The 24,650-nt window shown below is 66.3% G+C and carries 25 protein-coding genes and 1 tRNA gene; 7 read left to right on the top strand and 19 right to left on the bottom strand.

Annotated elements, in window-relative coordinates; translation table 11 throughout:
• Positions 1-10: 10 nt before the first annotated feature.
• From HY57_RS15480 to HY57_RS22155, 4 genes are all read right to left on the bottom strand, one after another.
• Positions 11-1,522 carry a SulP family inorganic anion transporter gene (locus HY57_RS15480; RefSeq protein WP_019463667.1) on the bottom strand — a complete coding sequence of 504 codons (1,512 nt, stop codon included), beginning with the start codon at positions 1,520-1,522 and terminating at the stop codon, positions 11-13.
• Between the two features lie 14 nt (positions 1,523-1,536).
• Positions 1,537-2,220, bottom strand: a complete 684-nt coding sequence (locus HY57_RS15485) for a carbonic anhydrase (protein WP_019463668.1) — start codon at positions 2,218-2,220, stop codon at positions 1,537-1,539.
• A gap of 215 nt (positions 2,221-2,435) precedes the next feature.
• A complete protein-coding gene (locus tag HY57_RS15490) occupies positions 2,436-2,756 on the bottom strand; it encodes a hypothetical protein (protein ID WP_019463669.1) in 321 nt (106 codons plus the stop codon).
• A 242-nt stretch (positions 2,757-2,998) separates the two neighbouring features.
• Positions 2,999-4,657: a hypothetical protein gene (locus tag HY57_RS22155; protein ID WP_019464992.1), complete on the bottom strand. Its 1,659-nt coding sequence runs from the start codon at positions 4,655-4,657 to the stop codon at positions 2,999-3,001.
• A 222-nt stretch (positions 4,658-4,879) separates the two neighbouring features.
• Between HY57_RS22155 and rnt the strand changes: the two genes are divergently transcribed.
• The 6 genes from rnt to phoU all read left to right on the top strand — a co-directional run bounded on the left by rnt (position 4,880) and on the right by phoU (position 10,475).
• The gene (gene rnt, locus HY57_RS15500) at positions 4,880-5,539 is read left to right on the top strand and encodes a ribonuclease T (RefSeq protein WP_019464991.1); all 660 of its coding nucleotides are present in this window, start codon (positions 4,880-4,882) and stop codon (positions 5,537-5,539) included.
• A gap of 206 nt (positions 5,540-5,745) precedes the next feature.
• A complete protein-coding gene (gene pstS / locus HY57_RS15505) occupies positions 5,746-6,759 on the top strand; it encodes a phosphate ABC transporter substrate-binding protein PstS (RefSeq protein WP_019464990.1) in 1,014 nt (337 codons plus the stop codon).
• Between the two features lie 186 nt (positions 6,760-6,945).
• Positions 6,946-7,962, top strand: coding sequence for a phosphate ABC transporter permease subunit PstC (gene pstC, locus HY57_RS15510; RefSeq protein WP_019464989.1), 1,017 nt, complete (start codon positions 6,946-6,948; stop codon positions 7,960-7,962).
• The gene (gene pstA / locus HY57_RS15515) at positions 7,962-8,837 is read left to right on the top strand and encodes a phosphate ABC transporter permease PstA (RefSeq protein WP_019464988.1); all 876 of its coding nucleotides are present in this window, start codon (positions 7,962-7,964) and stop codon (positions 8,835-8,837) included. The genes pstC and pstA overlap by 1 nt, the downstream gene beginning before the upstream one ends.
• On the top strand, positions 8,830-9,645 hold the full coding sequence (gene pstB / locus HY57_RS15520; protein WP_019464987.1) for a phosphate ABC transporter ATP-binding protein PstB: 816 nt from the start codon (positions 8,830-8,832) through the stop codon (positions 9,643-9,645). The genes pstA and pstB overlap by 8 nt, the downstream gene beginning before the upstream one ends.
• Before the next feature lie 95 nt (positions 9,646-9,740).
• On the top strand, positions 9,741-10,475 hold the full coding sequence (phoU, locus tag HY57_RS15525; protein ID WP_019464986.1) for a phosphate signaling complex protein PhoU: 735 nt from the start codon (positions 9,741-9,743) through the stop codon (positions 10,473-10,475).
• Between the two features lie 101 nt (positions 10,476-10,576).
• Here phoU and sugE read toward each other — a convergent pair whose 3' ends face one another.
• The 4 genes from sugE to rnr form a co-directional block, all read right to left on the bottom strand.
• Entirely contained in the window at positions 10,577-10,900 is a 324-nt protein-coding gene (gene sugE, locus HY57_RS15530) for a quaternary ammonium compound efflux SMR transporter SugE (RefSeq protein ID WP_019464985.1), read from the bottom strand.
• Positions 10,901-11,028: 128 nt separating this feature from the next.
• Positions 11,029-11,316 (bottom strand): CBU_0592 family membrane protein, encoded by a 288-nt coding sequence (locus HY57_RS15535; RefSeq protein WP_019464984.1) that lies wholly within the window; start codon positions 11,314-11,316, stop codon positions 11,029-11,031.
• The gene (rlmB, locus tag HY57_RS15540) at positions 11,313-12,059 is read right to left on the bottom strand and encodes a 23S rRNA (guanosine(2251)-2'-O)-methyltransferase RlmB (protein ID WP_019464983.1); all 747 of its coding nucleotides are present in this window, start codon (positions 12,057-12,059) and stop codon (positions 11,313-11,315) included. Before rlmB ends, HY57_RS15535 begins: the two co-directional genes overlap by 4 nt.
• Positions 12,056-14,650 (bottom strand): ribonuclease R, encoded by a 2,595-nt coding sequence (gene rnr / locus HY57_RS15545; RefSeq protein WP_019464982.1) that lies wholly within the window; start codon positions 14,648-14,650, stop codon positions 12,056-12,058. The genes rlmB and rnr overlap by 4 nt, the downstream gene beginning before the upstream one ends.
• Positions 14,651-14,807: 157 nt before the next feature.
• On the opposite strand from rnr, the gene HY57_RS15550 reads away from it, so the two are divergent.
• Positions 14,808-14,892, top strand: a tRNA-Leu gene (locus HY57_RS15550).
• 81 nt (positions 14,893-14,973) lie between these two features.
• Here the strand turns inward: HY57_RS15550 and HY57_RS15555 are convergent.
• The 11 genes from HY57_RS15555 to HY57_RS15605 all read right to left on the bottom strand — a co-directional run bounded on the left by HY57_RS15555 (position 14,974) and on the right by HY57_RS15605 (position 24,485).
• Positions 14,974-16,536, bottom strand: coding sequence for a ThiF family adenylyltransferase (locus HY57_RS15555; protein WP_019464981.1), 1,563 nt, complete (start codon positions 16,534-16,536; stop codon positions 14,974-14,976).
• Positions 16,533-16,775, bottom strand: a complete 243-nt coding sequence (locus HY57_RS15560; protein WP_019464980.1) for a MoaD/ThiS family protein — start codon at positions 16,773-16,775, stop codon at positions 16,533-16,535. The genes HY57_RS15555 and HY57_RS15560 overlap by 4 nt, the downstream gene beginning before the upstream one ends.
• Positions 16,772-17,371, bottom strand: a complete 600-nt coding sequence (locus tag HY57_RS15565) for an NTP transferase domain-containing protein (RefSeq protein ID WP_019464979.1) — start codon at positions 17,369-17,371, stop codon at positions 16,772-16,774. Before HY57_RS15565 ends, HY57_RS15560 begins: the two co-directional genes overlap by 4 nt.
• Entirely contained in the window at positions 17,368-17,853 is a 486-nt protein-coding gene (moaC, locus tag HY57_RS15570; RefSeq protein ID WP_019464978.1) for a cyclic pyranopterin monophosphate synthase MoaC, read from the bottom strand. The genes HY57_RS15565 and moaC overlap by 4 nt, the downstream gene beginning before the upstream one ends.
• A 111-nt stretch (positions 17,854-17,964) precedes the next feature.
• Positions 17,965-19,002, bottom strand: a complete 1,038-nt coding sequence (gene moaA, locus HY57_RS15575) for a GTP 3',8-cyclase MoaA (protein WP_019464977.1) — start codon at positions 19,000-19,002, stop codon at positions 17,965-17,967.
• A 10-nt stretch (positions 19,003-19,012) separates the two neighbouring features.
• Complete coding sequence (locus tag HY57_RS15580) at positions 19,013-20,215, bottom strand: molybdopterin molybdotransferase MoeA (RefSeq protein WP_019464976.1); 1,203 nt, start codon at positions 20,213-20,215, stop codon at positions 19,013-19,015.
• 54 nt (positions 20,216-20,269) lie between these two features.
• A complete protein-coding gene (modC, locus tag HY57_RS15585) occupies positions 20,270-21,355 on the bottom strand; it encodes a molybdenum ABC transporter ATP-binding protein (protein ID WP_019464975.1) in 1,086 nt (361 codons plus the stop codon).
• A complete protein-coding gene (gene modB, locus HY57_RS15590) occupies positions 21,348-22,031 on the bottom strand; it encodes a molybdate ABC transporter permease subunit (RefSeq protein ID WP_019464974.1) in 684 nt (227 codons plus the stop codon). Before modB ends, modC begins: the two co-directional genes overlap by 8 nt.
• Before the next feature lie 9 nt (positions 22,032-22,040).
• Positions 22,041-22,817, bottom strand: coding sequence for a molybdate ABC transporter substrate-binding protein (gene modA, locus HY57_RS15595; RefSeq protein WP_019464973.1), 777 nt, complete (start codon positions 22,815-22,817; stop codon positions 22,041-22,043).
• Positions 22,818-22,884: 67 nt separating this feature from the next.
• Entirely contained in the window at positions 22,885-23,226 is a 342-nt protein-coding gene (locus HY57_RS15600; protein ID WP_019464972.1) for a hypothetical protein, read from the bottom strand.
• Positions 23,223-24,485, bottom strand: coding sequence for a molybdopterin molybdotransferase MoeA (locus HY57_RS15605; protein WP_019464971.1), 1,263 nt, complete (start codon positions 24,483-24,485; stop codon positions 23,223-23,225). Before HY57_RS15605 ends, HY57_RS15600 begins: the two co-directional genes overlap by 4 nt.
• Positions 24,486-24,650 lie beyond the last annotated feature (165 nt).

Raw genomic sequence — 24,650 nt, forward strand, 5'->3', positions numbered from 1 at the left:
ACGAACGGCGCTATGCCGCCCGCCGCACGCCTTCCACGCGCTGGTTGAGCTGGTGCCAGTCCACCACCAGCTCGCAGCCGCGCGCCGAGGCATTCCTGCCCCATTCGCGCAGCAGTTCCAGACACGCCTGATCGACGTGGTTAAGACGATTCACGTCCAGTTGCACGCGCGTGTTCGGCGGCACGCGTTCGAGCGTGCGTGCAACCGTGGGCACGCGCAGGAAGGTCGCGGAACCTTCCAGCCGCAGCGACGCCGAGCCCGGTTCATCGTGATGATCCAGGCCCACCTTCAGGCGCGCGGAATGCAACGCCAGGCGGAACAACGACAACGCGAAACCGATCAACACGCCGGCCAGCAGGTCGGTGGCGACGATGGCGACCGTGGTGGCCACGTAGATCCACGCGGTGCCCTTGCCGTACTGCGCGAGCGACTTCACTTGCTTGAAGTTCACCATCTTGATGCCGGTGTAGACCAGGATGCCGGCCAGGCACGCCACCGGCGTCATGCGCATCAGCCACGGCAGCAGCGACGCGAACACCAGTAGCCACGCGCCGTGCAGGATGGTCGCCATGCGCGTGGCCGAACCGGCCTGCACGTTGGCGGCGCTGCGCACGATCACGCCGGTCATCGGCAACGCGCCGAACAGGCCACAGATGGCGTTGCCGACGCCCTGCGCGGTGAGCTCGCGGTCGTAGTTGGTGCGGGCGCCGTCGTGCATGCGATCCACGGCAGCGGCGGACAACAGCGTCTCGGCACTGGCGATGAAGGCAAACGTGAGTGCCGCGATCAGCAGCGAAGGCTCGAGCAGCCCCGCCAGGCTGCCGAAGCTCGGCAGTGACACGGCAGACAGCAGGTTGGACGGTACGTCCACCGTCTTCACCGACAAGCCGGCGAACTGCACGATAGCCGTCAACGCGACCACGGCAAGCAACGCACCCGGTACGAAACGCAGTTTGGCCGGACGCCGTTTTTCCCAGCCGAGCATGATGGCCATCGTGCCCAGGCCCACGGCCAAGGCCGTCATGCTGCCTGCATCGCCCTGCACCGCATCGATCACCGCGCCGGGAAGCGCGGCGAAGTTCTCCAGGCCACGCGCTTTCGGCAAGGCATCCATCAGCACATGCATCTGCGAGGCGACGATCAACACGCCAATCCCTGACAACATGCCCGCCACCACCGCGGGCGAGCACATGCGGAACCACACGCCCACGCGGCACAAGCCCGCGGCGACCTGGATCAGGCCGGCAAGCAGCACCACCGGGCCCAGCGCCATCACGCCATGCTCGCGCACCAGCTCGAACACCAGCACGGCAAGACCTGCAGCCGGGCCACTGACCTGCAGCGGTGAACCCGCGAACACGCCCACCACCATACCGCCCACGATGCCCGTAATCAGGCCGGCTGCCGGCGGCATGCCCGAGGCGATGGCAATGCCCATGCACAAGGGCAAAGCCACCAGGAACACCACCACGGAACCGAGCAGGTCACGCCCAAAGAGGCCCTGCTTGAAGTAATTGCTCATCACAACGGCGATCCTCAGGCTGCCGACGCCGCTGGCATCGAGAAGCGTGCGTGAGGCGTCGCCTCAGGTACGTCCACCCTGCCCGGCTCGATCTGCACGAAGCGCCCCTGTTGCGCATCGAACGCTTTCAGCTCCGCATGCGCGATGTCGTACACCCAGCCATGGATGCGCAACTGTCCGCTCGCCATGGCAGCCGCCACGGCGGGCAAGGTGCGCAGGTGCTCCAGCTGGCCGACGACGTTCTCCTCGGTCAGGTGGCGCAGGCTTTCCGGGCCATGCAGGCCAGGGCCGTTCTGCTCGACGACGTAGCGCGCCACGTCGGCGTGTTTCATCCACGCACCCACCGAGGGCATGTCCTGCACCAGTTCGGGATATTGCAGCGCCTTCATCGCGCCGCAGTCGGAATGGCCGCAGATCACGATATGGCTGACCTTGAGCACCTTCACCGCGTACTCGATCGCTGCTACCACACCGCTCACGTGCTGCGCGTACGGCGGCACGATGTTGCCGATGTTGCGATAGACGAACAGCTCGCCAGGCTGGGCGGAAAACATCAGCTCGGGCATCACGCGCGAATCGGCGCACGTGATGAACATGGTGCTCGGGCTCTGGCCCGAGGCGAGCTTGCGAAACACCTCGCGCTGGGCCGGAAAGACCTCGTTGCGGAACTGCTCGAAACCTTCGATCAAACGCTTCATGCGACATACTCCAGACAAAAAGAGGGTTCGACGCCCACGGCGCGGTGCGCGCCGGACACGGGGCGTACGGGGAATAAGGAACAGATGGCCAGGCCACGCGCAGACGCGCATGACGCGCCGCTTACGCGGCGGTCAGATCACTGACGGGACCATCGGGGCGACATGCCGACAAGGCACGCGCGCACGGGAACGCTTACCGCAGCAGCGGCAGCGGATCAGACGGCTTCGGGCGGGCGCAGCAGCCGCGCGGGATCGTGCACGCCAACGTCGTAGGACACGGACGCGGGTGCCTGCGTGGGCATGGGCGCCCACAGATAAGCAACGTCGAACGGATGGAGGATGTCGTCCATACCGCCGTTCGTGCTGTTGTCCTCCGGGGAAGACGCGTCCTGGCCATCGGCCGCCGTGTCGGCGACGTCGTCAGCCGCGACCAGGGTCGCCACCGCCTTGCCGTCCGCCGATGCGGACGACGTCTGCACCGTGCGCACCGGCGTGCCGACCAGCAGAAGCAGGCCGAACAGACACGCCAGGAACATGGCGAAACGAGAGCGGAGGAGACGCGAAGTCATGTGTCGACGTTATCGGAAAGCACATGACGGTCGCAAGAGTTTGCGCAAGATCAATAGCGAATCATCAGAAAAATGCCAGCAACGATTCATGTTCGCGACGCGGCGTTCACCAAGAACGCCGCGCGCTGAAAAGCAAAACGGCGGGCTAAGCCCGCCGTTTTTCCGTCCTTGGGTCGAACTCCCTTGCGATAGCCGTACCGCCTATCCGCTTAGAACGGGTAGTAACGGAAGGAGGTGAAGAACATGTTCTCGGTGGCCTTCGGCGAAGCGGCACCGTTGACGAGCACGCCGTTGACCAGACCCTGGCCAGCGAACGACTCACGCTTGGTGTACGAGTACTGCGCGCCGAACTGCATCTTGCCGAACTTGCCCTGGTAGAACTTCCACCAGAAGCCGGCGGTGCCCTGCCAGATGTCCTTGGTGTTGCCCACGCAGTTGGTCGAACCTTCGATGTCGCAACCGCTGTTGTTGTAAGCCGGGTTGCCGTAACCGAGAGCCACGGTGCCCTTGTTCCAGGCGGTGAAGTCCTTCTTGCTCTCCGACTCACGGCCGCCGAACAGATAGACGTCCACATCGGAGTTGGCGTGCCAGGTCAGACCGGTCAGCAGCATGTTCTCCTTGATCGGAGCCAGGTTGCCGTTCGGGCTGAAGGTCGCGTCGGGCAGCTGGGTGCTGCCGTAACGGCCGATGCCCTTGCCGGTCATGCCGGAGAACTGCCAGTCGAGGGTCTTCTCGATAAGCGGCAGCACCACGCCAAGGCCAACGCCGCCACCCCAGGTGTCGTGGTTCTGGCCGTTGTAGCGGTTGTAGAAGGAACGGCCGAGGCCGAACACTTCGTAGTGACCGTAGCCCGGGTCAGCCGCGAACTTCACGACCACGTCCGGAATGTGGTTGAGCGACAGCGTGTTGACCGAGTCGTAACCCGAGCCACCAGCGATGTTGTAGATGGAGTACGGACCCGTGGCCGGGAGGGTGCCACCGGCAGCGATGGCCGGAACCGGCGCCTTGGCCTGGTTGCCGTTGAGATAGAACGTGGTCTGCGGGTTCTCCAGCGAGATACCCAGCCAGTATTCCTTGCCCCAATCCTTGACCAGGCGGATCTGCGGCTGGCGGGCCCAGGTGAAGCCCGGCACGTACTGAGCGTCGATCTGCGGCGGGGTCAGCTCGGTGCGGGGCAGCATGCCCTTGCTGTTGAGCGTGATCAGCGACCAGTTCTGGCCGGCCAGCAGGTGCAGGCCCGAGGTATCCCAGTCAGCCGTCATGTAGACGTTGCGGATGCGCGGGTTGAACGAGTTGCTCTCGTTCTGGTTGGCCGTCTGGGCGCCACCGAGGAAGTCGGCCTCGATGTAGCCGGCCAGGTGGGTGTTCGGATCGACGTCACCCTGGGCGAGCATCGACACGCGGCTCTGGCGCGCGGTCATGCGGAATTCGCTGGTGTGGCCAACCGGCACGTTCTTGTACGGAATCGCGTTGTAGTTGCTGGCGATGTCCGCGCCTTCGTTGTGCGAGCGGTAGATCGATTCAGCAGCCAGGAAGCCGCCCAGCGTGATGTTCACGCCCTTGTAGGACAGCTTGTCGGACGACTTCTTGACCTGCGCGTCGGTGGCAGCGACCTGCTTCTGCACGTTCTCGACGGCCTGGCCGGTGGACACGTTGATGTCCGACTGCGCGTCCGTGCGCTGCTCAAGCTCGACGACCTTGGCCTGCAGGGCCTGCAGCTGAGCCTTCAGCGCTTCGATTTCAGCGGACTGGGTCGACTGCGTGGTGGTCTTCGAGGACGACTTCGCCGGGGCCGGATCGGCCATCACGTGGAAGCTGGTAACGCCCAAACCGGCAGCAATGGCCACCGCGAGCAACTTGGAACGCATGGATTTTCTCCGCATGTAGGTAAGAACCACCTGGACCGCCCCCTTTGATCCCTCGATCTCCGGCCGTCCAAGCACGATCGGTGCGGAGGATGGGCTTTCGGCTTTACCGTTAGATGGACGTTATGTGACAGAACAAAGACATGCGTTCGCGCACGTACGGAAATGACTTGCTTACAAGTCGCGTCAGCCAAGGCCTATAGCCACGGCTGCTATGCTTGAACAATGGATAAGCTCAACAACAGCATGGCCGGCCGCATGGCCGAGCGTTTCCGAGGCTTTCTGCCGGTCATCGTGGACGTTGAAACGGGGGGCTTCGACGCCGAGCGCGATGCCCTGCTGGAGATCGCCGCCGTCATCCTGCGCATGACGCCCGAGGGCTATCTGCAGCCCATGCCGGCCGTCGCCGCCCACGTTCACCCCTTCCCCGGCGCCAACATCGACCCGCGCGCCCTGGAAATTACCGGGATCGACCCGGACAACCCGTTGCGCGGGGCCATGGACGAGCGCCTGGCGCTGGACCATGTGTTCAAGCCCATCCGTGATGCCATGCGCGACATGGATTGCCAGCGGGCGATCCTGGTGGGCCACAACGCCGCGTTCGACCTGGGCTTTCTTAATGCCGCCGTTCGTCGCGTCGGCCACAAGCGCAACCCGTTCCACCCCTTCAGCTGCTTCGACACGGCCACGCTGAGCGGCCTGGCCTTCGGCCAGACCGTGCTGAGCAAGGCCGTGCAGGCGGCTGGACTGGCCTTCGACACGCGCGAGGCCCACTCCGCCATTTATGACGCGGAGCGCACGGCGGAGCTGTTCTGCACCATCATCAACCGGTGGCGCCGGCTGGAAGAGTTCGAGCGGGACCAGATTGGCGTTGAGTCGATGTAAAGGGCCGGGACGGCTCCGCGACAGTTTGGGCGGGCCGGCTTAATCCCTTTTTTATCAGTGCCATATGACAACACCCTGCAGCCTGTCATATCGCTGAAACATTGAACTCATTTCATTGCAACACGGCGCGCATGAAATAACGGCGGGCGGGAATCCCCCGAGACCCTTACGCTTAAGGAGCTACCGTGTTGATCTCAACCAAATCTATGACTCGCATCGGCACGGCTGCCGTGTTCGCGACCGCTTCGCTGTTCGCCATGGCCGCCCAGGCCACGGACATCACCGGCGCCGGCTCGAGCTTCGTCTACCCGGTGCTCTCGAAGTGGTCCGCGGGCTACGCCGAGAAGACCGGCAACAAGCTGAACTACCAGTCCGTCGGCTCGGGCGCCGGCGTGGCGCAGATCAAGGAAGGCACCATCGACTTCGGCGCCACCGACGCTCCGGTGAAGGCTGAAGACCTCGCACAGTTCGGCCTGGGCCAGTTCCCGGTCGTGGTGGGCGGCATCGTGCCGGTGGTGAACATTCCGGGCGTGACCGCTGGCCAGATCAAGCTGGACGGCGCCACCCTCGCCGATATCTTCCTCGGCAAGGTCACCATGTGGAACGATCCCAAGATCGCTTCGCAGAACGCTGGCGTGAACCTGCCGGCCAAGAAGATCACCGTCGTGCATCGCTCGGACGGTTCGGGCACCTCGTTCAACTTCACCAACTACCTGTCCAAGGTCAGCCCGGATTGGGCGTCCAAGGTCAAGTTCGGCACGGCCGTCGAGTGGCCGACCGGCGTGGGCGGCAAGGGCAACGAAGGCGTGTCGCAGTACGTCAAGCAGATCACCGGTTCGATCGGCTACGTCGAGTACGCCTATGCCGTGAAGAACAAGATCAGCTGGGTGAACCTGAAGAACGCTGCCGGCCAGGTTGTCGCGCCGAGCGCCGAAGCCTTCGCCGCCGCCGCCGCCACCGCCGACTGGGGCAGCGCCAAGGACTTCAACGTGATCATGACCAACGCCTCCGGTGCGCAGGCGTGGCCGATCACCGCGACCACCTGGGTGGTGATGTACAAGAAGCCGAAGAACGCCGACCACACCAAGGTGGCCTTCGAGTTCTTCAAGTGGGCACTCGAGAGCGGCCAGAAGGATGCCGCCGCACTCGACTACGTCGCCCTGCCCGACAGCCTGGTCAAGAAGATCGAGGCTTACTGGGGTACCGAGTACAAGCACTAAGGCTTTGCGTCTCGCCGGTCATGCTACGGCAACCGGCGGGCTCTATCCTGATGCTTGACCGCACGACAACGGCCGCCCGACTAACCTCGGGCGGCCTGTTGTTGAAAGGCGCCTGGAACCGGCGCATCGTCCATTGACTCGGCGGCTTGCAACCGCCTGGCCTGAATGCCGAGGAATCCTCCGCACATGCAAGCGAATGTAGGCGCCGTCGCCTCCACCGTGTCCCAGGAAGCGCGCGCGCACCGCGACGCCCGGCACGACCGCCTGTTCAGCTGGCTGCTCATGGGCTGCGCCCTGCTGGTGCTGGCCTGCCTGCTGGGCGCCGCCGGCGCCACGCTATGGGGCGGCCGCCATGCCTTTGGCACCTTCGGCTGGCACTTCCTCACCAGCTCCACCTGGGATCCCGGCTCGGATACCTACGGCGCGCTCGTGCCGGTGTACGGCACGCTGATGACCTCGCTGATCGCCCTCATCATCGCCGTGCCGATCAGCTTCGGCGTGGCTCTCTACCTTTCCGAGGTCGCGCCGCCCTGGCTACGCACGCCGGTGGCATCGGCCATCGAATTGCTCGCGGGCATCCCCTCGATCATCTACGGCATGTGGGGCCTTTTCATCTTCGCGCCCTTCTTCGCCGACCACATCAAGCCGTGGCTGACCAACTACCTCGGCAACAAGCCCGATGACGGCAAGTTGTCGTGGGTCGCCCAGCACACCTTCCTCGGCAAGCTGTTCGGCAGCGACTATCCGTTCGGCGCCAGCATCCTCACCGCCGGCATCGTGCTGGCGGTGATGATCATCCCGTTCATCTCCTCGGTGATGCGCGAAGTGTTCCAGACGGTGCCTTCCCGCCTGAAGGAGTCGGCCTATGCGCTGGGCTCCAGCACGTGGGAAGTGTCCTGGGACATCGTGCTGCCCTACACCCGCTCGGCGGTGATCGGCGGCATCTTCCTGGGCCTGGGCCGCGCACTGGGCGAGACGATGGCGGTGACCTTCGTGCTCGGCAATGCGATGCAGCTGTCGCCCTCGATCCTCGATCCGGGCGCGTCCATCGCCTCCACCATCGCCAACCAGTTCAGCGAGGCCGCGGGCCTGCAGAAGTCCACGCTGATGGCGCTGGCCTTCCTGCTGTTCGTGGTGACCTTCATCGTCCTGCTGATCGCGCGCTGGATGCTGCGCCAGCTCGCCCACAAGGAGGGTCGCTGATGGCCGGCAACTCGATGCTGTACACCACGCGCCGCATCAAGAACATCGTGGCGCTGTCGCTCAGCGTGCTGGCCACGCTGATCGGCCTGATCTTCCTGGCATGGATCCTGTGGGAAACGCTGCGCCAGGGCATCGGCGCACTCAAGCCGCAGCTGTTCACCAAGATCACCGCCTACGGCGAAGACGGCGGCCTGGCCAACGCGATGGTCGGCAGCCTGATCGTCAACCTGATCGGCATCCTCATCGCCACGCCCATCGGCGTGCTGGCCGGCACCTGGCTGGCCGAGTACGCCAACGGCACCAAGCTGGGCGAGTCGATCCGCTTCCTCAACGACATCCTGCTGTCGGCGCCGTCGATCGTGCTGGGCCTGTTCGTCTACACCATCGTGGTGTTGCCCACCACCTCGCTCACCAGCGGCTCCACCACGTTCTCCGGCTGGGCCGGCGGCGTGGCACTGGCGCTGATCGCCCTGCCGGTGATCGTGCGCACCTCGGATGAAATGCTGCGTCTGGTGCCTTCCACGCTGCGCGAAGCCTCGCTCTCACTGGGCATCCCGCAGTGGAAGCTGACCACGCAGATCCTGATCCGCGCCGCACGCTCGGGCATCATCACCGGCGTGCTGCTGGCACTGGCGCGCATCAGTGGCGAAACCGCCCCGCTGCTGTTCACCGCGTTCGGCAACAACTACATGGCCTTCAACCCGTCGGACAAGATGTCCAGCCTGCCCCAGGTGATCTACCAGTACGCCAACGACCCGGGTGAAGGCCTGCACGCCATCGCGTGGGCCGGTGCGTTCGTGCTCACCATGTTCGTGCTGTTGCTGAGTCTTGCTTCCCGTCTGGTCCTCTCCCGCTCCAAGGTGTCCCATGACTGAGTCCGCCGCCGCCGGCATCCACCCGCAGTCCGCGGCCACGCCTGCCCCTATCGCGCCCACCAAGCTGAAGGTGCGCGACCTGCACTTCTACTACAACGGGTTCCATGCGCTGAAAGGCATCAACATGGATATCCCGGAGAAGAAGGTGACGGCCATCATCGGCCCGTCCGGCTGCGGCAAGTCCACCCTGCTGCGCATCTTCAACCGCATCTACGCGATCTACCCGAAGCTGGAAGCCAAGGGCGAGATCGTGCTGGACGGAGAGAACATCCTCGATTCGAGCTACTCCATGAACCGCCTGCGCAGCAAGGTCGGCATGGTGTTCCAGAAGCCGGTGCCGTTCCCGATGACCATCTTCGAGAACGTGGCCTATGGCATCCGCCACCACGAGAAGCTCTCGCGCGCCGACATGGAGATCCGCGTCGAGCAGGCGCTGCGTAGCGCCGCGCTGTGGGACGAGGTGAAGGACAAGCTCAAGCAGAGCGCGCTGGGCCTCTCCGGCGGTCAGCAGCAGCGTCTGTGCATTGCGCGCGGCATCGCGCTGAAGCCCGAGGTGCTGCTGCTCGACGAGCCGACCTCGGCGCTGGACCCCATCGCCACCGGCCGTATCGAGCAGCTGGTGGAAGAGCTCAAGAGCGAGTACACCATTGTCATCGTGACCCACAACATGCAGCAGGCGGCCCGTTGCTCGGACCTCACCGCGTTCATGTACCTGGGCGAGCTGATCGAATTCGACCGCACCGAGCAGATCTTCACCAAGCCCGGCAAGAAGCAGACCGAAGACTACATTACCGGTCGCTTCGGCTAATAAAGTAACGCCACTCCCTCTCTCCACAGGAGAGGGGGACGGGGTGAGGGGCCAAGGTGCCCCACCCTCCCTATTGGACTCAACAGAGAATCCACATGAGCGGCAGCAGCAAAGAACACATCATCAAGAGCTACGACGACGAGCTGACCCGCCTCACCGGCGAAATCGTCCGCATGGGCGAGCTCGCGGTGACCCAGCTGGAAGCAGCCATCGACGTGATCGACCGCCGCGACGAGCGCGCCGCGCAGCACGTGGTGAGCAACGACGACGCCATCGACCTGCTCGAGCAGGAAATCAGCCACGACGTGGTGCGCCTGCTCGCCCTGCGCGCCCCTATCGCCGGTGACCTGCGCAACGTGTTCGCCGCACTGCGCATCGCGGCCGACATCGAGCGCATCGGCGATTACGCCGCCAACGTGGCCAAGCGCTCCATCCCCCTTTCCATGGTCGCGCCCATCGCGCCGACCAACGGCCTGGGCTACCTGGCCGAACTCGCCGCCAAGGAAGTGCGCGACGTGCTGATGGCCTATCGCGACCGCGACGCCGAGCACGCCTACCAGGTGTGGAAGGACGATGCGGATCTGGACGAAGCCTATACCGGCTATTTCCGCCAGCTGCTCACCTACATGATGGAAGACCCGCGCAACATCACGCCGTGCACGCACCTGCTGTTCATGGCGAAGAACATCGAGCGCATCGGCGACCATGCCACCAACATTGCCGAGAGCATCTGGTACCAGGTGAACGGCGAACCGCTGACCGCACAGCGCGCCAAGCGCGATTTCACCTCGAACCCGGAACCGACCAAGCTCGGCAACAAGCAGGACTGACCGGCGCCTTACCCTGTGGGAGCGCACCCTGTGCGCGACTGCCCTCACATCGAGGCAGTCGCGCACAGGGTGCGCTCCCACCGTTTTTCACGGCCGCGGCGTCAGTGGGCGCCACCGGTGAGCTTCAAGCCCACCATACCCAGCACCACCAGCCCCACGCAGGCCAGCCGCAACGGCGAGGCCGAATCGCCGAACAGCACGATGCCGAGAATGACGGCACCCACGGCGCCGATACCGGTCCAGATCGCGTAGGCAGTGCCGATAGGCAGCGTTTTTACCGCCATCGCCAGCAGTACGACGCTGGCCGTCATGGCCGACCCCGTGATCACGCTGGGCCACAGGCGGCTGAAACCTTCGGTGTATTTGAGCCCCACCGCCCACACGATTTCGAGCAGGCCGGCGAGTACGAGATAGATCCAGGGCATGACGCACTCCTCTGGAAGAAGAGCAGGGTCGTCCCCGCGGAAAAGACATGCTGACGGGGTCGTCCCCGCAGACTGGTCCCTTTGCGGGACCAGTCATGCCATGTTACGGGTGCTGCCTGAACCGGGTGTCAGGACGCGATCTTCCTGCCCAGCTCGCGTGCGTCGCGGCGCGCGCGGCTCGAATGCACGATGCCGTAGACGCCAATGACGATCCACGCCACCTGCATCAGGAACGCCGGCCAGTTCATGGCCGTGCCGAACACCAGGGACAGGATCACACCCAACGCGCCCAGCACGTTCATCAGCTGGTACGCCAACCCGTTGCCGTGCAGTTTGTGGGCCTGCAGCAGCAGGAAAGCCAACAGCACCAGCGCCACGCCGATGTAGCCGGCCCAGTCATGCCAGAAGAACGTCATCGCTTCTCACTCCTTTGTCGCAATGCCTCGAACAGCACGATGCCCGTGGCCACGGAGACGTTCAGGCTCTCCATCACGCCGGGCATGGGGATCTTCGCCACGAAATCGCAGGTTTCACGCGTCAGCCGGCGCATGCCCTCGCCTTCGCTGCCCAGCACCAACGCCACCGGGCCACGCATGTCCACGGTATACACCGAGGTGTCCGTATCGCCGGCCAGCCCGGTGATCCACACACCGGCGTCCTTGAGCGTGCGCAGGGCACGGGCAAGGTTGGTGGCCGCAATGAGCGGCACGCGATCCGCACCACCCGCCGACGCGCGACGCACCACCGGCGTCAGGCCCACCGCACGGTCCTTCGGCACGATGACCATGGTCACGCCCGCTGCCGCGGAACTGCGCAGGCAGGCGCCGAGGTTATGCGGGTCTGTCACGCCGTCGAGCACCAGCACCAGTGCGTTCTGGCCGGCGGCTTCGAGCAGGCGCTCGATATCGTTCTCCGAGCCCATCGGCGGCGCCTCGTAACGCGCCACCACGCCCTGGTGGCGCGCCTCGCCCGAGACGCGATCCAGCTGCTCGCGCGGGCGATGATGCACGGGAATGTTCAATGCCTTGGCGCGCGTGGCCAGTTCCTGCACGCGCGCGTTGCGCTGCCCCTGCTCCACCAGCACTTCGCGCACGCGCGAGGCGTCGTTGCTCAGGGCGCCTTCGACGGGGTTGATACCGACGATCCAACTGTCACTCATCGTTTGCCTTTGTTCTTTCCAGCCTTGCTTGCCTTGGCGATGGCCTTGGGCTTGGCGGTGTTCGGTTTCGGTTTCGCTTTGCCCTTGGCCGTTGGCGCGGCCTTGCCAAAGCCGCCCTTGCCGGGAGCGGCAGGCGCGGCCTTGCGGCTCACGGGCGGCAAGGCCGGCAACGACATCGCGGGGGCGGCATTATCGCGCGCGCCGGGGCGCGGCGTCGCCTTGGGCAGCGAATAGCGCTCGCCGGCGGCGGCGTAGTCATAGCGGCGCTCGGTACGCGGCGGCACGAACCCACCTTCCTTGCGCGGCGCGACAAGACGGAAGTCGATCTTGCGGTCTTCCAGGCTCGCACGCAGCACCTGGATGCGCACATGGTCGCCCAGGCGGAACTGCATGCCGCTGCGCTCGCCCTTCAACAGGTGGCGCACCGGGTCGAAGTGGTAGTAGTCGTTCGAAAGCTGGCTGATGTGCACCAGGCCCGAGACCTTCGAGTCGTCCAGTTCCACGAACAGGCCGAACGAGGTGACGCCGGTGACGGTGCCGTCGAACTCGCTGCCCACGTGCTTGGACATCCAGGCGCACTTGAAACGCTCGTCCACGTCGCGCTCGGCTTCTTCCGCACGGCGCTCGCGCTGTGAGCAGTGCACGGCCATGGCGGCCATTTCGCTGGCGCTGTAGTTGTACGCGCTGGGCTTGCCGCCGGTGAGCGCATAGCGGATGGCGCGATGCACCAGCAGGTCCGGGTAACGACGGATCGGCGAGGTGAAGTGCGCGTAGGCGTCCAGCGCCAGGCCGAAGTGGCCACGATTGTCGGGCTGGTAGGCCGCCATGCTCTGCGCGCGCAGCAGCACGGACTGGATCAGCTCACGCTCCGGGCGATCCTGCACCAGGCGCAGGACATCGGCGAAGTCGGCCGGCGTCACTTCCTCCACCGGCGGCATGCGCAGCTTGAACTCGCGCAGGAACTGCTGCAGATCCTCGTACTTTTCGACCGGCGGCGGCTCGTGCGCGCGAAACAGCGCGGGGATCTTCTTCTTCTCCAGGAACAGCGCCGCCTGCACGTTGGCGGCGATCATGCATTCCTCGATCAGCTTGTGCGCATCGTTGCGCTCGGTGGCACCCATGGCCTCCACCTCGCCGCGCTGGTCGAGGCGGAACTTCACCTCGGGCGTTTCGAAGTCGATCGCGCCACGGCGCTTGCGCTGCTCCGCCATGAGCTTGTACAGCCCATGCAGGTGCTCGATCTGCGGCAGCACGTCGGCCAGTTCGTGGCGCGCGTCGGCATCGTTGAGGCCAATGGCCTGCCACACGCGGTCGTAGGTAAGGCGCGCATGCGAGCGCATGACCGCGTTGTAGAACTTCGAACGCGTCACCTCGCCCTGCGGGTCGACCACCATGTCGCACACCATGCACAGGCGCTCGACCTTGGGATTGAGCGAGCAGATGCCGTTGGAGAGCGTCTCCGGCAGCATCGGTACCACGAAGCCGGGGAAATACGTGGAGGTGCTGCGCTCGAAGGCCTCCTTGTCCAGCGCGGAGCCCACCTTGACGTAGTGCGACACGTCGGCGATGGCGACCACGAGGCGATAGCCACCGCCGCGCCGGGGTTCGGCGTAGACGGCGTCGTCGAAATCGCGCGCGTCGGCGCCATCGATGGTCACCAGCGGCAGCGAACGCAGGTCCACCCTGCCCTCGCGCTCTTCGGCGGTCACCTGCGGTTCCACCTGGGCCGCCTCGCGCGTCACCGCGTCGGGCCATTCGTGCGGCAGGTCGTGGCTGGCGATGGCCATCTCGACCAGCAGCGACGGCTGCAGGCGTTCACCCAGCACGGCGCGGATCGCGCCCAGCGGGCCACGGTGCGGCGTCGGCGGGTCGGTGATCTCGGCCACCACGATCTGGCCGGAGCGCGCGCCCATGTCCTGGCCCGGCACGATCATCACGTCCTGGTGGACGCGGCGGTCGTCCGGCGCGACCAGCGTTACGCCGTTCTCGATCACCACGCGACCGACCAGTCGCGGCGAACGGCGCTGCAGCACTTCGACAATGGCGCCCTGCTTGCGGCCGCGGCGGTCGATGCCCACCACGCTGGCCAGCACGCGGTCACCGTGCAGCACGGTGCGCATCTGCTGGGGCGAGAGGTAGAGATCGTCGCCGCCGCCATCCGGGCGCAGGAAGCCGTAGCCTTCGGCGTTGGCGAGCACCACGCCCTGGATCAGGTCCAGCTTGTTGGCCGGCGCATAGCCGCCGCGACGCCCCAGCAAGAGCTGGCCGTCGCGCACCATGGCGCCCAGGCGCTTGCGCAGCGCGTTGAGTTCGTACTCGTCGAAAAGAGACAACGCCTCGGCGATGCGCGCCTCGGTCAATAGTTCGCCGCGTTGTTCGAGCAGCGCGAGGATCGCCTCGCGGCTGGGGATCGGCCGCTCATAGCGTTGCGCCTCGCGCTCGGCGTGGGGATCGCCCACCACGCCCACGTCCACGCGGTGCCGCGACGGATCGAGCGCCGAACGCTTCGGGCGGGCGCCGCCGGACGTCGGCGGCTTCGGCCCCCGTCGGGCTTCCTGCTTGCTGCTGCGCGGTTCTTTCTTTTTGGTCACATCCTTGCCTTTGCTTGGTTTTTGCTTGGTTTATCGGGGCATCCGGGCCGTGTGGGATCCGGCCTGGAAAAAATTTTCGTGAAGAATAGTTGACAACCTACCAACACATGCCTAATCTACGCGGCTCACGCAGACCACTTTGCGAAGCGTGACACCTGCCCAGGTGGCGGAATTGGTAGACGCACTAGTTTCAGGTACTAGCGGGTAAAACCGTGGAGGTTCGAGTCCTCTCCTGGGCACCAATTATAGAAGAAGCCCGCAGCGATGCGGGCTTTTTCGTTTCTGGCGTTTACACCAACACACATCGCCTTTGGCTGCGCGCTTCATCCCGCCACGCGCAGCGCGTTGAGTCCTCCGGTCAGTGAATACACGCTGCGCACGCCCTCGCCACGCAGCAGCCGCGCGGCGTGAGCGCTGCGACGACCGCTGGCGCAAACCAGCAGATAGCGGCCCTCCGCGAATTCGCATGCCCGTCCGCTTACCTGCGCGGACGGCAGGTGCAGTGCGGCGACGACCGGCATCGGATCGCTGGCCAGCTCCTCCGGCTCCCGTACGTCGACCACGAGGTATCCGGCGGCGATGGCATCTTCCAGTCGATCGAACACCAGGTCGACATCGTCCTCTTCGCTGGTCCTGGCCAGCGCTTGTCGCGCCACCTCCACGCAGCCACCGTGTTCGGCGCAACCATGCGCCACGTCGATCGGCAAATGCTGGATGCTCAGGTCGATCAGATTCACCAGCGATAGCGCGCCTGCCTGTGGCTGCGGCAAGCCGAGCAGCAGCTTCAGCGCCTCGGTGGCCTGCATGGCGCCCAGCACGCCGGGTACCGGGCCAAGCACGCCGGACAGTGCGCAACTCCCCACGGATTCGGGCGTCGGTTCCTGCGGCCACAAACAACGCAGGCACGGCGTGCCCGGCCGGCCCGACACGAACTGCAGCTGGCCTTCGTACTGGTAGATGCTGGCGAGAATCAGCGGCGTGCCGGTGAGCACGCCGGCATCACTGCTCAGATAGCGGCTGCGCATGTCGTCCGTGCATTCCACCACCAGGTCGAACTGGCGGAATACGTCAAGGACATGGCCCGCATCCAGCGGCTCCTTCCAGAGTTGCACGCGGACCGTGGGATTGAGCGCCGCCACCCGGCGTGCCGCCAGCTCGGCCTTGTACTCGCCGACGTCGCGCGCGTCGTACATGGTCTGCCGATGCAGGTTGCTCGCGTCCAACCGGTCGCCATCGACGATGCCCAGCGTGCCCACGCCGGCACCGGCGAGGTAGCTGATCACCGGGCAACCCAGCCCGCCCGCACCGATCACCAGCACGCGTGACGCCGCGAGCTTGGCCTGCCCGGCCTCGCCCACTTCCTGCAACCGCGTCTGACGCGAGTAGTCGGGTACGAAGGGTTCCGCATGCGCGTGATGATGACCGTGATGACCTTCGTGCTCGTGCTCGTGTTCGTGCTCGCGATAGACATGCGTGCAGGCCACCCAGTCCGACTCGCCGGTGACGTAGTGCTCTTTCTTCCAGATCGGCAGGCGATGCTTGATCTCGTCGATGATGTAGCGGCAGGCTCGGAAGGCTTCGTCGCGATGCGGCGCGGAGGCGCCAACCCACACCGCCATGTCACCGATCTTCAGGTCGCCGGTGCGATGCACGCAGCGTGCGTCGGTGACGCCGTAGCGCGCGATGGCTTCGGCCACGATGCGCTCGCCTTCCGCGATGGCCAGCTCCGCATAAGCCTCGTAGGAAAGCCCGTCGACCTCGCGCCCTTCATTGCTGTTGCGCACCCAGCCCTCGAACGCGCAATAGCCGCCGCTGGCCGCGTGGCGAAGCAGGTCGCGCTGGGCCGCCAGGTCGACCGTGGCGCCGGATAGCTCGAAGCGGCTCATCCGCCGGCCACCGGTGGAATGAAGACGATGGTGTCGCCGTCGCGCAGCGGGCGATCCCAGGCGCTGAATTGCGTGTTCACCGCCACCTTCAACGCGTCGGCTGCCAGCGAGAAGCCGTGCGCGGCGCGCAGTTCCTCGTACAGATCGCGCAGCGAGGACGCCGTGGTGACGATCTGCTCGCCGCTCTTGCCGGCCTGCTCGCGCAACTGTGCGTAGTACTGAAGATTCACCACCGTCATGCCAATGACTCCAGGCGTTGTTGCATCGCTTCCCTTTCCTCGGGCGTGTTGACGTTGTCCAGCGCCGCGCCCGGCGCCGGCAACAATCGGGTGTGGGACTGGATCAGCGCCTTGCGCGGGCAGTAGCTGCCCTTCTCGTAGCGCTCGAGCAGCAGCGCATGGCTGCGTGGCTCCCAGATGGCGCACAGCGGTTCCGGCAGGCCGTCGTGGCTGCTGTTGAAGGCCGTGGCCGTGGCGTCGGGATCGCGCGCGGCGATCAGTCGGTCGAGCGTATCGTGGTCGAGCATGGGCAGATCACAGGCCAGTACCAGCCACGCCGCGTCCGGATAGCGCTGCTGCGCCGACAGGATGCCGGCCACGGGACCGACCGCGTCATAGGTGTCCACGATCTGCGGCAGACCGGCACGCAGCGGATCGTCGCGCTGGCTGTCGCGCACCGACACGAACGCGCGCTCGGTGACCGCGTCCAGCAAGCGCCAAGCACGCAGCAGCTGAGGCTCGCCACGATAAGGCAGTGCCGCCTTGTCCTGGCGCATGCGCTGGCTGGCGCCGCCGCTCAGCAGCAGACCATACAGCGGGGCGCGCGGGTGGCTCATGCCGACTCCCCTACGCCGAAATCGTGCTTGCCGCCGGTCTTGGCAACGAGGCGGATCTCGCTGATCACGATGTCATGCGACATCGCCTTGCACATGTCGTAGATGGTCAGCGCCGCCACGCTGGCGCCGGTGAGCGCCTCCATCTCCACGCCGGTGCGCCCGGCGCAGGACACGGTGCATTCGATCAGCGCGTCGGTGCCTTCCATGCGGATGCCGATGTCGCACTTGTCGATGCTCAGCGGATGGCACAGCGGGATCAGCTGCGGCGTCGCCTTGGCCCCCATCACCCCGGCAATCTGCGCCACGGTGAGCACCGCACCCTTGGGCGTGACGTAGCCCGCCTCGTGCAGGCGCCGGGCCACGTCGGCGGGAAAGCTCACCCGTGCGCGGGCCTGCGCGATGCGGCGGGTCACCGCCTTCGCGCCGACATCAACCATGCGCGGCTGCTGCTGGTCGTCGACATGGGAAAGCTGATCAGTCATGGGGGTCACGCGGTACTCCGAAGGGGTGCTCTATAAGGATTATCGGCCTGATGCGGGCGGGTGGAATTAAGAAACCGTCTACAAAACGGGCAAGCCCGCCCCGGCCGCCCATCAGCCCCCGATATAGTGCATTTCGATTTTGCGGGGCGCCTTGCCGTGGTGTTCCGCCCGCTCTTCGCTGTAGCGGTCGCGCCGGCGCAGCCATACGTCGCGCAGGAGCGTGGTCAGCGCCTCGTCGCTGGCGCCACCGCGCAGGGGGTGGCGGAAATCGGTGCCCCGGGTCGCGAACAGGCAGGTGTAGAGCATGCCCTCCGACGACAGGCGGGCCCGCGTGCAACCGCCGCAGAACGGCTGGCTGATGGACGAGATCATGCCGATCTCGCCCGCGCCGTCCTCGAAGCGATAGCGCGTGGCCACTTCGCCCGCATACTTCGGCGGTACGGCACGCAGGGGCCAGCGCCCGCCGATGCGCTGGATCAGCTCCGCCGAAGGCACCACGTCGTCCGGGCGCCAGTCGTTGCGGTTGCCCACGTCCATGTATTCGATGAAACGCACGACGATGCCACTGCCGCGGAAGCGTTCGACCAGGTCGATCACCGTGTGCTCGTTGACGCCGCGTTGCACCACGGTGTTGAGCTTGACGCCGTGCGGGAAACCGGCAGCGCGTGCGGCCTCGATGCCTTCGAGCACCTCATCCAGCGCGCCGCGGCCGCCGCTCATGCGGTGGAACAGCGCGGGGTCCAGCGTATCCAGGCTGACGGTGACCCGGTCCAGGCCCGCGTCGCGCAGCTCGCCGGCCTGCCGCGACAGCAGCACGCCATTGGTGGTGAGCGCCAGATCGGTGATGCCCTCGATCCTGCGCAAACGAGCCACCAGCTCGGCCAGATGCGGGCGCAGCAAGGGCTCGCCACCGGTCAGGCGCAACTTGCTCACGCCCAGCGTCGCGGCGAGCCGGCACAGCCGCTCGATCTCGTCGAAACTCAGGCGCTCGTCGTTGCGTAGAAAGGTGAAATGCTCGCCGTAGGTCGACTCGGGCATGCAGTACGGGCAACGGAAATTGCAGCGATCCATCACCGAGATGCGCAGGTCGTGCAGCGGCCGACCCAGCTGGTCGACCGGCAGCGCGGCAGTCTCGTTGAGGGCATCCATCGCGTTCATGTCACCACCGGTAGAAAACGGCTGCCGCACCTGCCGTCGCCCTTCCCGGCCCCGGCGGCAGCTGCACAAAGCCATGCGTGCGCGGCAGGGAGGAAAAATCGCCCGACGTGCGTGAAGGTACCGGATAGGCCACCAGGCGGCCCATGGCGTCGCTCTCCACTCGGGCGGGCACAAAGCTGGCCAGCGTCGGGTTGGTATCCACGTCCTGGTCGAGGCAGACATATTCCGGCGCAGGCCTGGCCATGCCCTGTGCCTGGCGCAAGGCTGGCCGCGCGTAGCGCGTGGCGCATACCAGCGCCGATACCGGGTTGCCAGGCAAGGCGAACACCGCCTGCCCACGCGGCCCGATGCCGAACCACATCGGCTTGCCCGGCTTCTGCGCGATGCGATGGAATACCTTGCGCACGCCCTGCGCGGCCAGCGCGGCCGGCACGTAGTCGCGCTGGCCCATGGATACGCCACCGGAAAGCAGCAGCACGTCATGCCGTTCGAGCAGATGGGCGATGCGCTCACGCGTGGCGGTTTCATCGTCGACGATATGCTCCATCGCCACCCGATCGAAACCATCCATGCGCAGCGCGGTGCGCACCGCCGTGTCGTTGGAGCGGCGGATCTGGCCTTCGCCCAGCGGCGCGCCGACGTCCACCAGCTCATCGCCGGTCGACACGATGGCGATCGAAGGCATGGCCGCCACCTCGACGCTGGCGACGCCGTTGGCCGCCAGCAGGGCCATTTCGGCGGGCCCCAGGCGCATGCCGGGCGACAGCAGCAGCGTTCCCTGCACGCAGTCCGAGCCGCGCCGGTGGATGAACTGACCGGCGAACGGATGGCAGTCGTCCGCCAGCACGACGTCGTCGCCGTCGCGACGCAGTTGCTCGACCGGAATCACGCAATCGCTGCCGGCTGGCAGCATGGCGCCGGTGGTGACTTCCAGGCAGCTGCCTTCGCCGGGCAAGGATTGCATCCGCATGCCGGCCATCTGTGCCCCGGCCACCCGCAGGCGGCGCGGCAAGGCATCGGACCAGTGAGTGGCGATGCCGTCCATCATCACGCGGTCGAACGGGGGATGGTCGTGCTCGGCATGCACGGCCTGCCGGAGTACCCGCCCTGCTGCATCGTCCAAACGTACGCGCTCACTGCCAAACGTGGGCATATGTTCGGCGATCAAGGCTTCCGCCTGACTGACGCTGATCAATTCGCTCATGGTCCCGATCATGCAAGGAAGAAGGGTCGCACGCCGCTGAGCATAGCGCGCCCGTCAAAGACCCAGCGCAACGGCCTTCACCTGCGCCCATGCGGCACTGCCCGGAGCCAACGCCAGGGCGTGCCACGAGCGACGCGTGATGCGCGCCAGCAGCATGCAGCCGCCCACGTCCAGTTGCACGAGCACCTGCGAGGGATGATCCGCATCGGCCACGGCAATGATCCGGCACGGCAGTTGGTTGAGCGCACTGGTGTGGTCATGCGCGGCATTGGTCAGCACCACGTCGCGCGCACCGATGCGGCAACGCAGTCGCTGGCCCACCTTTTCGTGGCGATACGGCAGCCACAACCGTCCGCCCGCAAATTCCAACGCAATCAGCTGGTCGTGCGCGTCGTAGTCGACCACCTGCCCTTCGATCACCGCCCCCACCGCCTCGCCCAGGGCTGGCGGCAGGTCCAGGCGGGTCAGGGTGTCCTGCAACGGGCCCTGCGCGACCACGTGGCCGGCCTCCATCAGCACCAGGTGATCGGCCAGGCGTGCCACCTCGTCCACGTTGTGGCTCACGTAGACCATCGGCACGCGCAACGTGGCGTGCAACGATTCCAGACAGCCCAGCAGGTCGCTGCGGGCCGTGCCGTCCAGCGCCGACAGGGGTTCGTCGAACAGCAGCAACGCGGGGTCGGACAACAGCGCCCGCACCATCGACACGCGCTGGCGCTCGCCACCGGACAGCGTGCCGACACGGCGTTCCAGCAGGGCACGCAAACCGAAGCGGTCGATCAGGCCGTCGCGATCCAGATGAGCGGGCCGCCCGGCCCGGCGATAACCGAAATCCAGGTTGCCGGCCACGGTGCGATGGCTGAACAGGCTGGGTTCCTGGAACACATAGCCGATACGGCGGCGATGCGTCGGCACGAACACACGATGCAAGCTGTCCTGCCACACGGACTGGCCAAAGCTCACCCGGCCCACCGCATCGGGCTCAAGGCCGGCGATGGCGCGCAGGCAACTCGTCTTGCCCGCCCCGGAGGGCCCGAACAGGGCCGTGATGCCCTGCGGCGGCAGGGCCAGGTCGACATCGAAGGCCAGCGCCCCGCGGCGCCAGGCGAGCTTGGCCGCCAGCCCGTGCGACTCAGTCATGCGCCTGCCTGCGTGTGCGCAGCAGCGACATGGCGAGCAGCGCCAGGAACGACACCGCCAGCAGGCACAGCGAAAGCACGTTCGCCTGGTGGTACTCGCCCGCCTGCACGTGGTCGTAGATGCGCATGGACAGCACGCGCGTCTGGCCCGGGATGTTGCCGCCGATCATCAGCACCACGCCGAACTCGCCCACGGTATGCGCAAAACCCAGCACCGCCGCCGTGGCGACGCCGGGCAAGGCAAGCGGCAAGGCGACGTTGAAGAAGCGATCCAGCGGCCCGGCACGCAGGCAGGCAGCCGCCTCCAGCGGGCGGTTGCCCACGGCCTCGAAGGCGTTGTGCAGCGGCTGCACCACGAACGGCAGCGAATAGATCATGGAGGCGACGACCAGCCCCTTGAACGTGAACGGCAAGGTCGCCAGCCCGAGCGCGGCCATGGCCTGCCCCACGACGCCATCGGGCCCCAGCAGCATCAGCAGATAAAAACCCAGCACGGTCGGCGGCAGTACCAGCGGCAAGGCGACCACGGCGGCGATGGGGCGCCGCCAGCGCGACCGCGTGTGTGCCAGCCACCACGCCAACGGCATGCCGAGCACCAGGAGCAGCACGGTGACTGTCGTCGCCAGCCGCAGGGTCAGGCCGAGTGCCTCGATGTCCGATGGGGTTAGCAGGGCCATGGACGCGACTCAGTTCGCTCCGTCATCGGGAAGGTTGAATCCGTAGTGCGAAAGAATGGCCTTGGCCTGCTCGCCCTGCACGTAGCGCGCAAAGTCCTGCGCCAGCGCATTGCTGGCGCCGCGCCGGGTGATGACAAAACTTTGCTTCAGCGGCTCGTAGAGCGATGGCGGCACCGGCATGGAGGTGCCTTTGACCGACGAGTTGATCACCAGCGATTCGGCCACCAGCCCCACCTGCGCGTTGCCACTCTGCGCGAACTGTGCGGTCTGCGCGATGTTGTCGCCATACACCAGCCGCGACTGCAGCTTGTCCCACACGCCTGCCGCGCGCAGCGCCTGCTCGGCGCGCTTGCCGTAGGGCGCATGCTGCGGATTGGCGATGGCGATGCGCCCGAACCTGGGCTCAGCCAGGTCCACGACTTGTACGCCGCGCATGTCGATGCTCGCGCTCCACATCACCAGATGGCCCAGCGCATAAGGCACCGGCGTGCCGCCTGCCTTGCCATGCTCCACCAGCTGTTGGGGATAGCTGCTGTCGGCGGAAAAGAAGATCTCGAACGGGGCGCCCTGCTCGATCTGGGTCAGCAGATTGCCGGAGGAACCATACGTCACGTCGATCTTGCTGTCGGGATGCTCATGGCGATAGGCCGCCACCACGTCGTCCAGCGCTTGGTGCAGGTCGGCCGCCGCGGCCACCGTGATGTGCCCGTCGGCAGGCGTGGCCAGCGATGCCGATGCCCAGGCCGCACCCAAAACGAGCAAACCCCGCAACAGCCCGCGCCTCATCGTGTCGCTCCTTTCAACTGGTCGGTCGATGGGTCCGAGAGTAGCCCAGGCCCGTGTGCGGCCGTGTTCATTTGGCGCGACGGTGACGCACGCTGTCACGCACGTCGATATCGAACAACAACTCAAGCGGCTCGCCCGCGCCACTTTCCAGCACAAAGGTAAGCCCCTCGCGTGTGGGCAAGGTCGCGGCGTGGGCGCGCACGGAGGCCTCCGGCACGTCGATGGACCACGCATCCGGCGCGCCACTGAAGCGCGCAACCGCACCGGCCACGGTGCGCAGCGTGCATGACCATGACAGGGTGTGCGTGAAACGTGTGCGGGCAACCACCGGCTGGCCACTCAGCAAGGCAGCCAGTTCGTCTTCGACGATGCGCACGCGCAGGCTCTGCCCTTCGATCTGCAATTTCATAGTGCGACTCCTGATGGATCCGGCCCGGCAAGTGCGGGCGCCCCGGCATGCACGCCGACGACTACCACCCGCGCCCCCGCCGCCACGCTACCCACGTCCTCCGGCAGCACCACCCAGGCACCGGCCTGGGCAAATGGCAGGATGCGGAACGGCTGCTGCTGCGCCAGCACCTGCGCGTGAAGCCGCCCCTCCCCGTCCTGCGTCACGGTGGCGCGCAGGAAATGACGCAGGCCCGGCTTGGGCTGCTGCGGCGTGTCGAGGATGGCACGCCACGCCGGTTCCGCGGCCTGCCCGCGCATGGCCCGCAACACCGGGGCGATGAAGAAGCGCAGCCCGACAGCAACGGCCATGGGCGTACCCGGCAAGGCGAACACCATGGCGTCACCCAGCACGGCCGCCAGCTGCGGCTTGCCCGGGCGAATGGCCACCTTGTGGAACAACACCGTCGCGCCAAGTTCCATCAGCGCCTCCGGCACAAAGTCGTAGCGCCCCATGGATACCGCGCCGGTACTCACGATCAGGTCGGCCCCGGCCTGTCGCGCTCGCTGCATGGCGCTCACGAAGGGTGGGCCCGTGTCATCGACGGTTTCGCAGGACAACACCTGCGCTCCCATCGAGGCACAGGCGGCAACCAGGTACGGGCCATTGGAGCCATAGATCTCGCCATCACCCAATGGCTTCGACGGATCGCACTGCAACTCCTTGCCGGTGCAGATGATGGCCACTTTCGGCGCGCGCACCACTTCCACGGTGGCGATGCCAAGCGCCGCGGACAGCATAAGGTGATTGGCCTGGATCGACGTGCCCGCAGCCACCACCACCGCGCCCTTCGCCACGTCGCTTCCGGCATAGCGAACATTGGCCGCCGGCATCAGCGTTTCGAGCAGGCGGATACGTGCGGGCGAGCCATCGCTCCTGCGCTCCAGCAACTCGGTGCGCTCCACCGGCACCACGGTGTCGAGCCCGTCGGGAAGACGCGCGCCGGTCATGATCTCCCATGCCATGCCCGCCGACGCGTGGTGGGCGTCGCCGGCCGCCTGCGAGCCCTGCACCGCGTGTTCGGAGCCCGCCTGCCATGGCTGCGTGGCGTGCAAGGCGTACCCATCCATCGCCGAGTGGTCGAACGATGGCAGGTCCATCGGGCTCACCACGTCGCCGGCCAGCACCTTGCCCAGTGCGTCGCCCACGGGGCAGGACACCGCGTCGAGAGGCCTGGCGTGTCGCAGGAGTTCGTGCAGGGCGTCGGCGTAAGCGATCATGCGGGGGCGTGGCCTGGGTCGTCGTGCGGGCGGGAACCCGTGCGGACATGCTCGGCGCGGCAGGCGTCGCATGCAAGGGTTCAACGTACATTGATAGGATGCGTGGCGTCGACCGGCACACGCCGTTTCCGGTTGCGGCGTGACGCCGCTGTCGCCAGAGGAACC

Source organism: Dyella japonica A8, assembly GCF_000725385.1.
In the GTDB taxonomy this organism is placed as follows: domain Bacteria; phylum Pseudomonadota; class Gammaproteobacteria; order Xanthomonadales; family Rhodanobacteraceae; genus Dyella; species Dyella japonica_C.

Excerpts from the sequence above, each read along its gene's own strand:
- HY57_RS15490 (WP_019463669.1), bottom strand. The coding sequence starts at position 2,756 with ATGTTCCTGGCGTGTCTGTTCGGCCTGCTTCTGCTGGTCGGCACGCCG.
- HY57_RS15600 (WP_019464972.1), bottom strand. The coding sequence starts at position 23,226 with ATGAAATTGCAGATCGAAGGGCAGAGCCTGCGCGTGCGCATCGTCGAA.
- HY57_RS15535 (WP_019464984.1), bottom strand. The coding sequence starts at position 11,316 with ATGACGTTCTTCTGGCATGACTGGGCCGGCTACATCGGCGTGGCGCTG.
- HY57_RS15555 (WP_019464981.1), bottom strand. The coding sequence starts at position 16,536 with ATGAGCCGCTTCGAGCTATCCGGCGCCACGGTCGACCTGGCGGCCCAG.
- HY57_RS22155 (WP_019464992.1), bottom strand. The coding sequence starts at position 4,657 with ATGCGTTCCAAGTTGCTCGCGGTGGCCATTGCTGCCGGTTTGGGCGTT.
- HY57_RS15565 (WP_019464979.1), bottom strand. The coding sequence starts at position 17,371 with ATGAGCCACCCGCGCGCCCCGCTGTATGGTCTGCTGCTGAGCGGCGGC.
- modB (WP_019464974.1), bottom strand. The coding sequence starts at position 22,031 with ATGGCCCTGCTAACCCCATCGGACATCGAGGCACTCGGCCTGACCCTG.
- phoU (WP_019464986.1), top strand. The coding sequence starts at position 9,741 with ATGAGCGGCAGCAGCAAAGAACACATCATCAAGAGCTACGACGACGAG.
- HY57_RS15485 (WP_019463668.1), bottom strand. The coding sequence starts at position 2,220 with ATGAAGCGTTTGATCGAAGGTTTCGAGCAGTTCCGCAACGAGGTCTTT.
- modA (WP_019464973.1), bottom strand. The coding sequence starts at position 22,817 with ATGAGGCGCGGGCTGTTGCGGGGTTTGCTCGTTTTGGGTGCGGCCTGG.
- pstC (WP_019464989.1), top strand. The coding sequence starts at position 6,946 with ATGCAAGCGAATGTAGGCGCCGTCGCCTCCACCGTGTCCCAGGAAGCG.
- pstB (WP_019464987.1), top strand. The coding sequence starts at position 8,830 with ATGACTGAGTCCGCCGCCGCCGGCATCCACCCGCAGTCCGCGGCCACG.
- HY57_RS15480 (WP_019463667.1), bottom strand. The coding sequence starts at position 1,522 with ATGAGCAATTACTTCAAGCAGGGCCTCTTTGGGCGTGACCTGCTCGGT.
- moaC (WP_019464978.1), bottom strand. The coding sequence starts at position 17,853 with ATGACTGATCAGCTTTCCCATGTCGACGACCAGCAGCAGCCGCGCATG.
- pstS (WP_019464990.1), top strand. The coding sequence starts at position 5,746 with ATGACTCGCATCGGCACGGCTGCCGTGTTCGCGACCGCTTCGCTGTTC.
- rnt (WP_019464991.1), top strand. The coding sequence starts at position 4,880 with ATGGATAAGCTCAACAACAGCATGGCCGGCCGCATGGCCGAGCGTTTC.
- pstA (WP_019464988.1), top strand. The coding sequence starts at position 7,962 with ATGGCCGGCAACTCGATGCTGTACACCACGCGCCGCATCAAGAACATC.
- HY57_RS15580 (WP_019464976.1), bottom strand. The coding sequence starts at position 20,215 with ATGAGCGAATTGATCAGCGTCAGTCAGGCGGAAGCCTTGATCGCCGAA.
- rlmB (WP_019464983.1), bottom strand. The coding sequence starts at position 12,059 with ATGAGTGACAGTTGGATCGTCGGTATCAACCCCGTCGAAGGCGCCCTG.
- HY57_RS15560 (WP_019464980.1), bottom strand. The coding sequence starts at position 16,775 with ATGACGGTGGTGAATCTTCAGTACTACGCACAGTTGCGCGAGCAGGCC.
- moaA (WP_019464977.1), bottom strand. The coding sequence starts at position 19,002 with ATGGATGCCCTCAACGAGACTGCCGCGCTGCCGGTCGACCAGCTGGGT.
- sugE (WP_019464985.1), bottom strand. The coding sequence starts at position 10,900 with ATGCCCTGGATCTATCTCGTACTCGCCGGCCTGCTCGAAATCGTGTGG.
- modC (WP_019464975.1), bottom strand. The coding sequence starts at position 21,355 with ATGACTGAGTCGCACGGGCTGGCGGCCAAGCTCGCCTGGCGCCGCGGG.
- HY57_RS15605 (WP_019464971.1), bottom strand. The coding sequence starts at position 24,485 with ATGATCGCTTACGCCGACGCCCTGCACGAACTCCTGCGACACGCCAGG.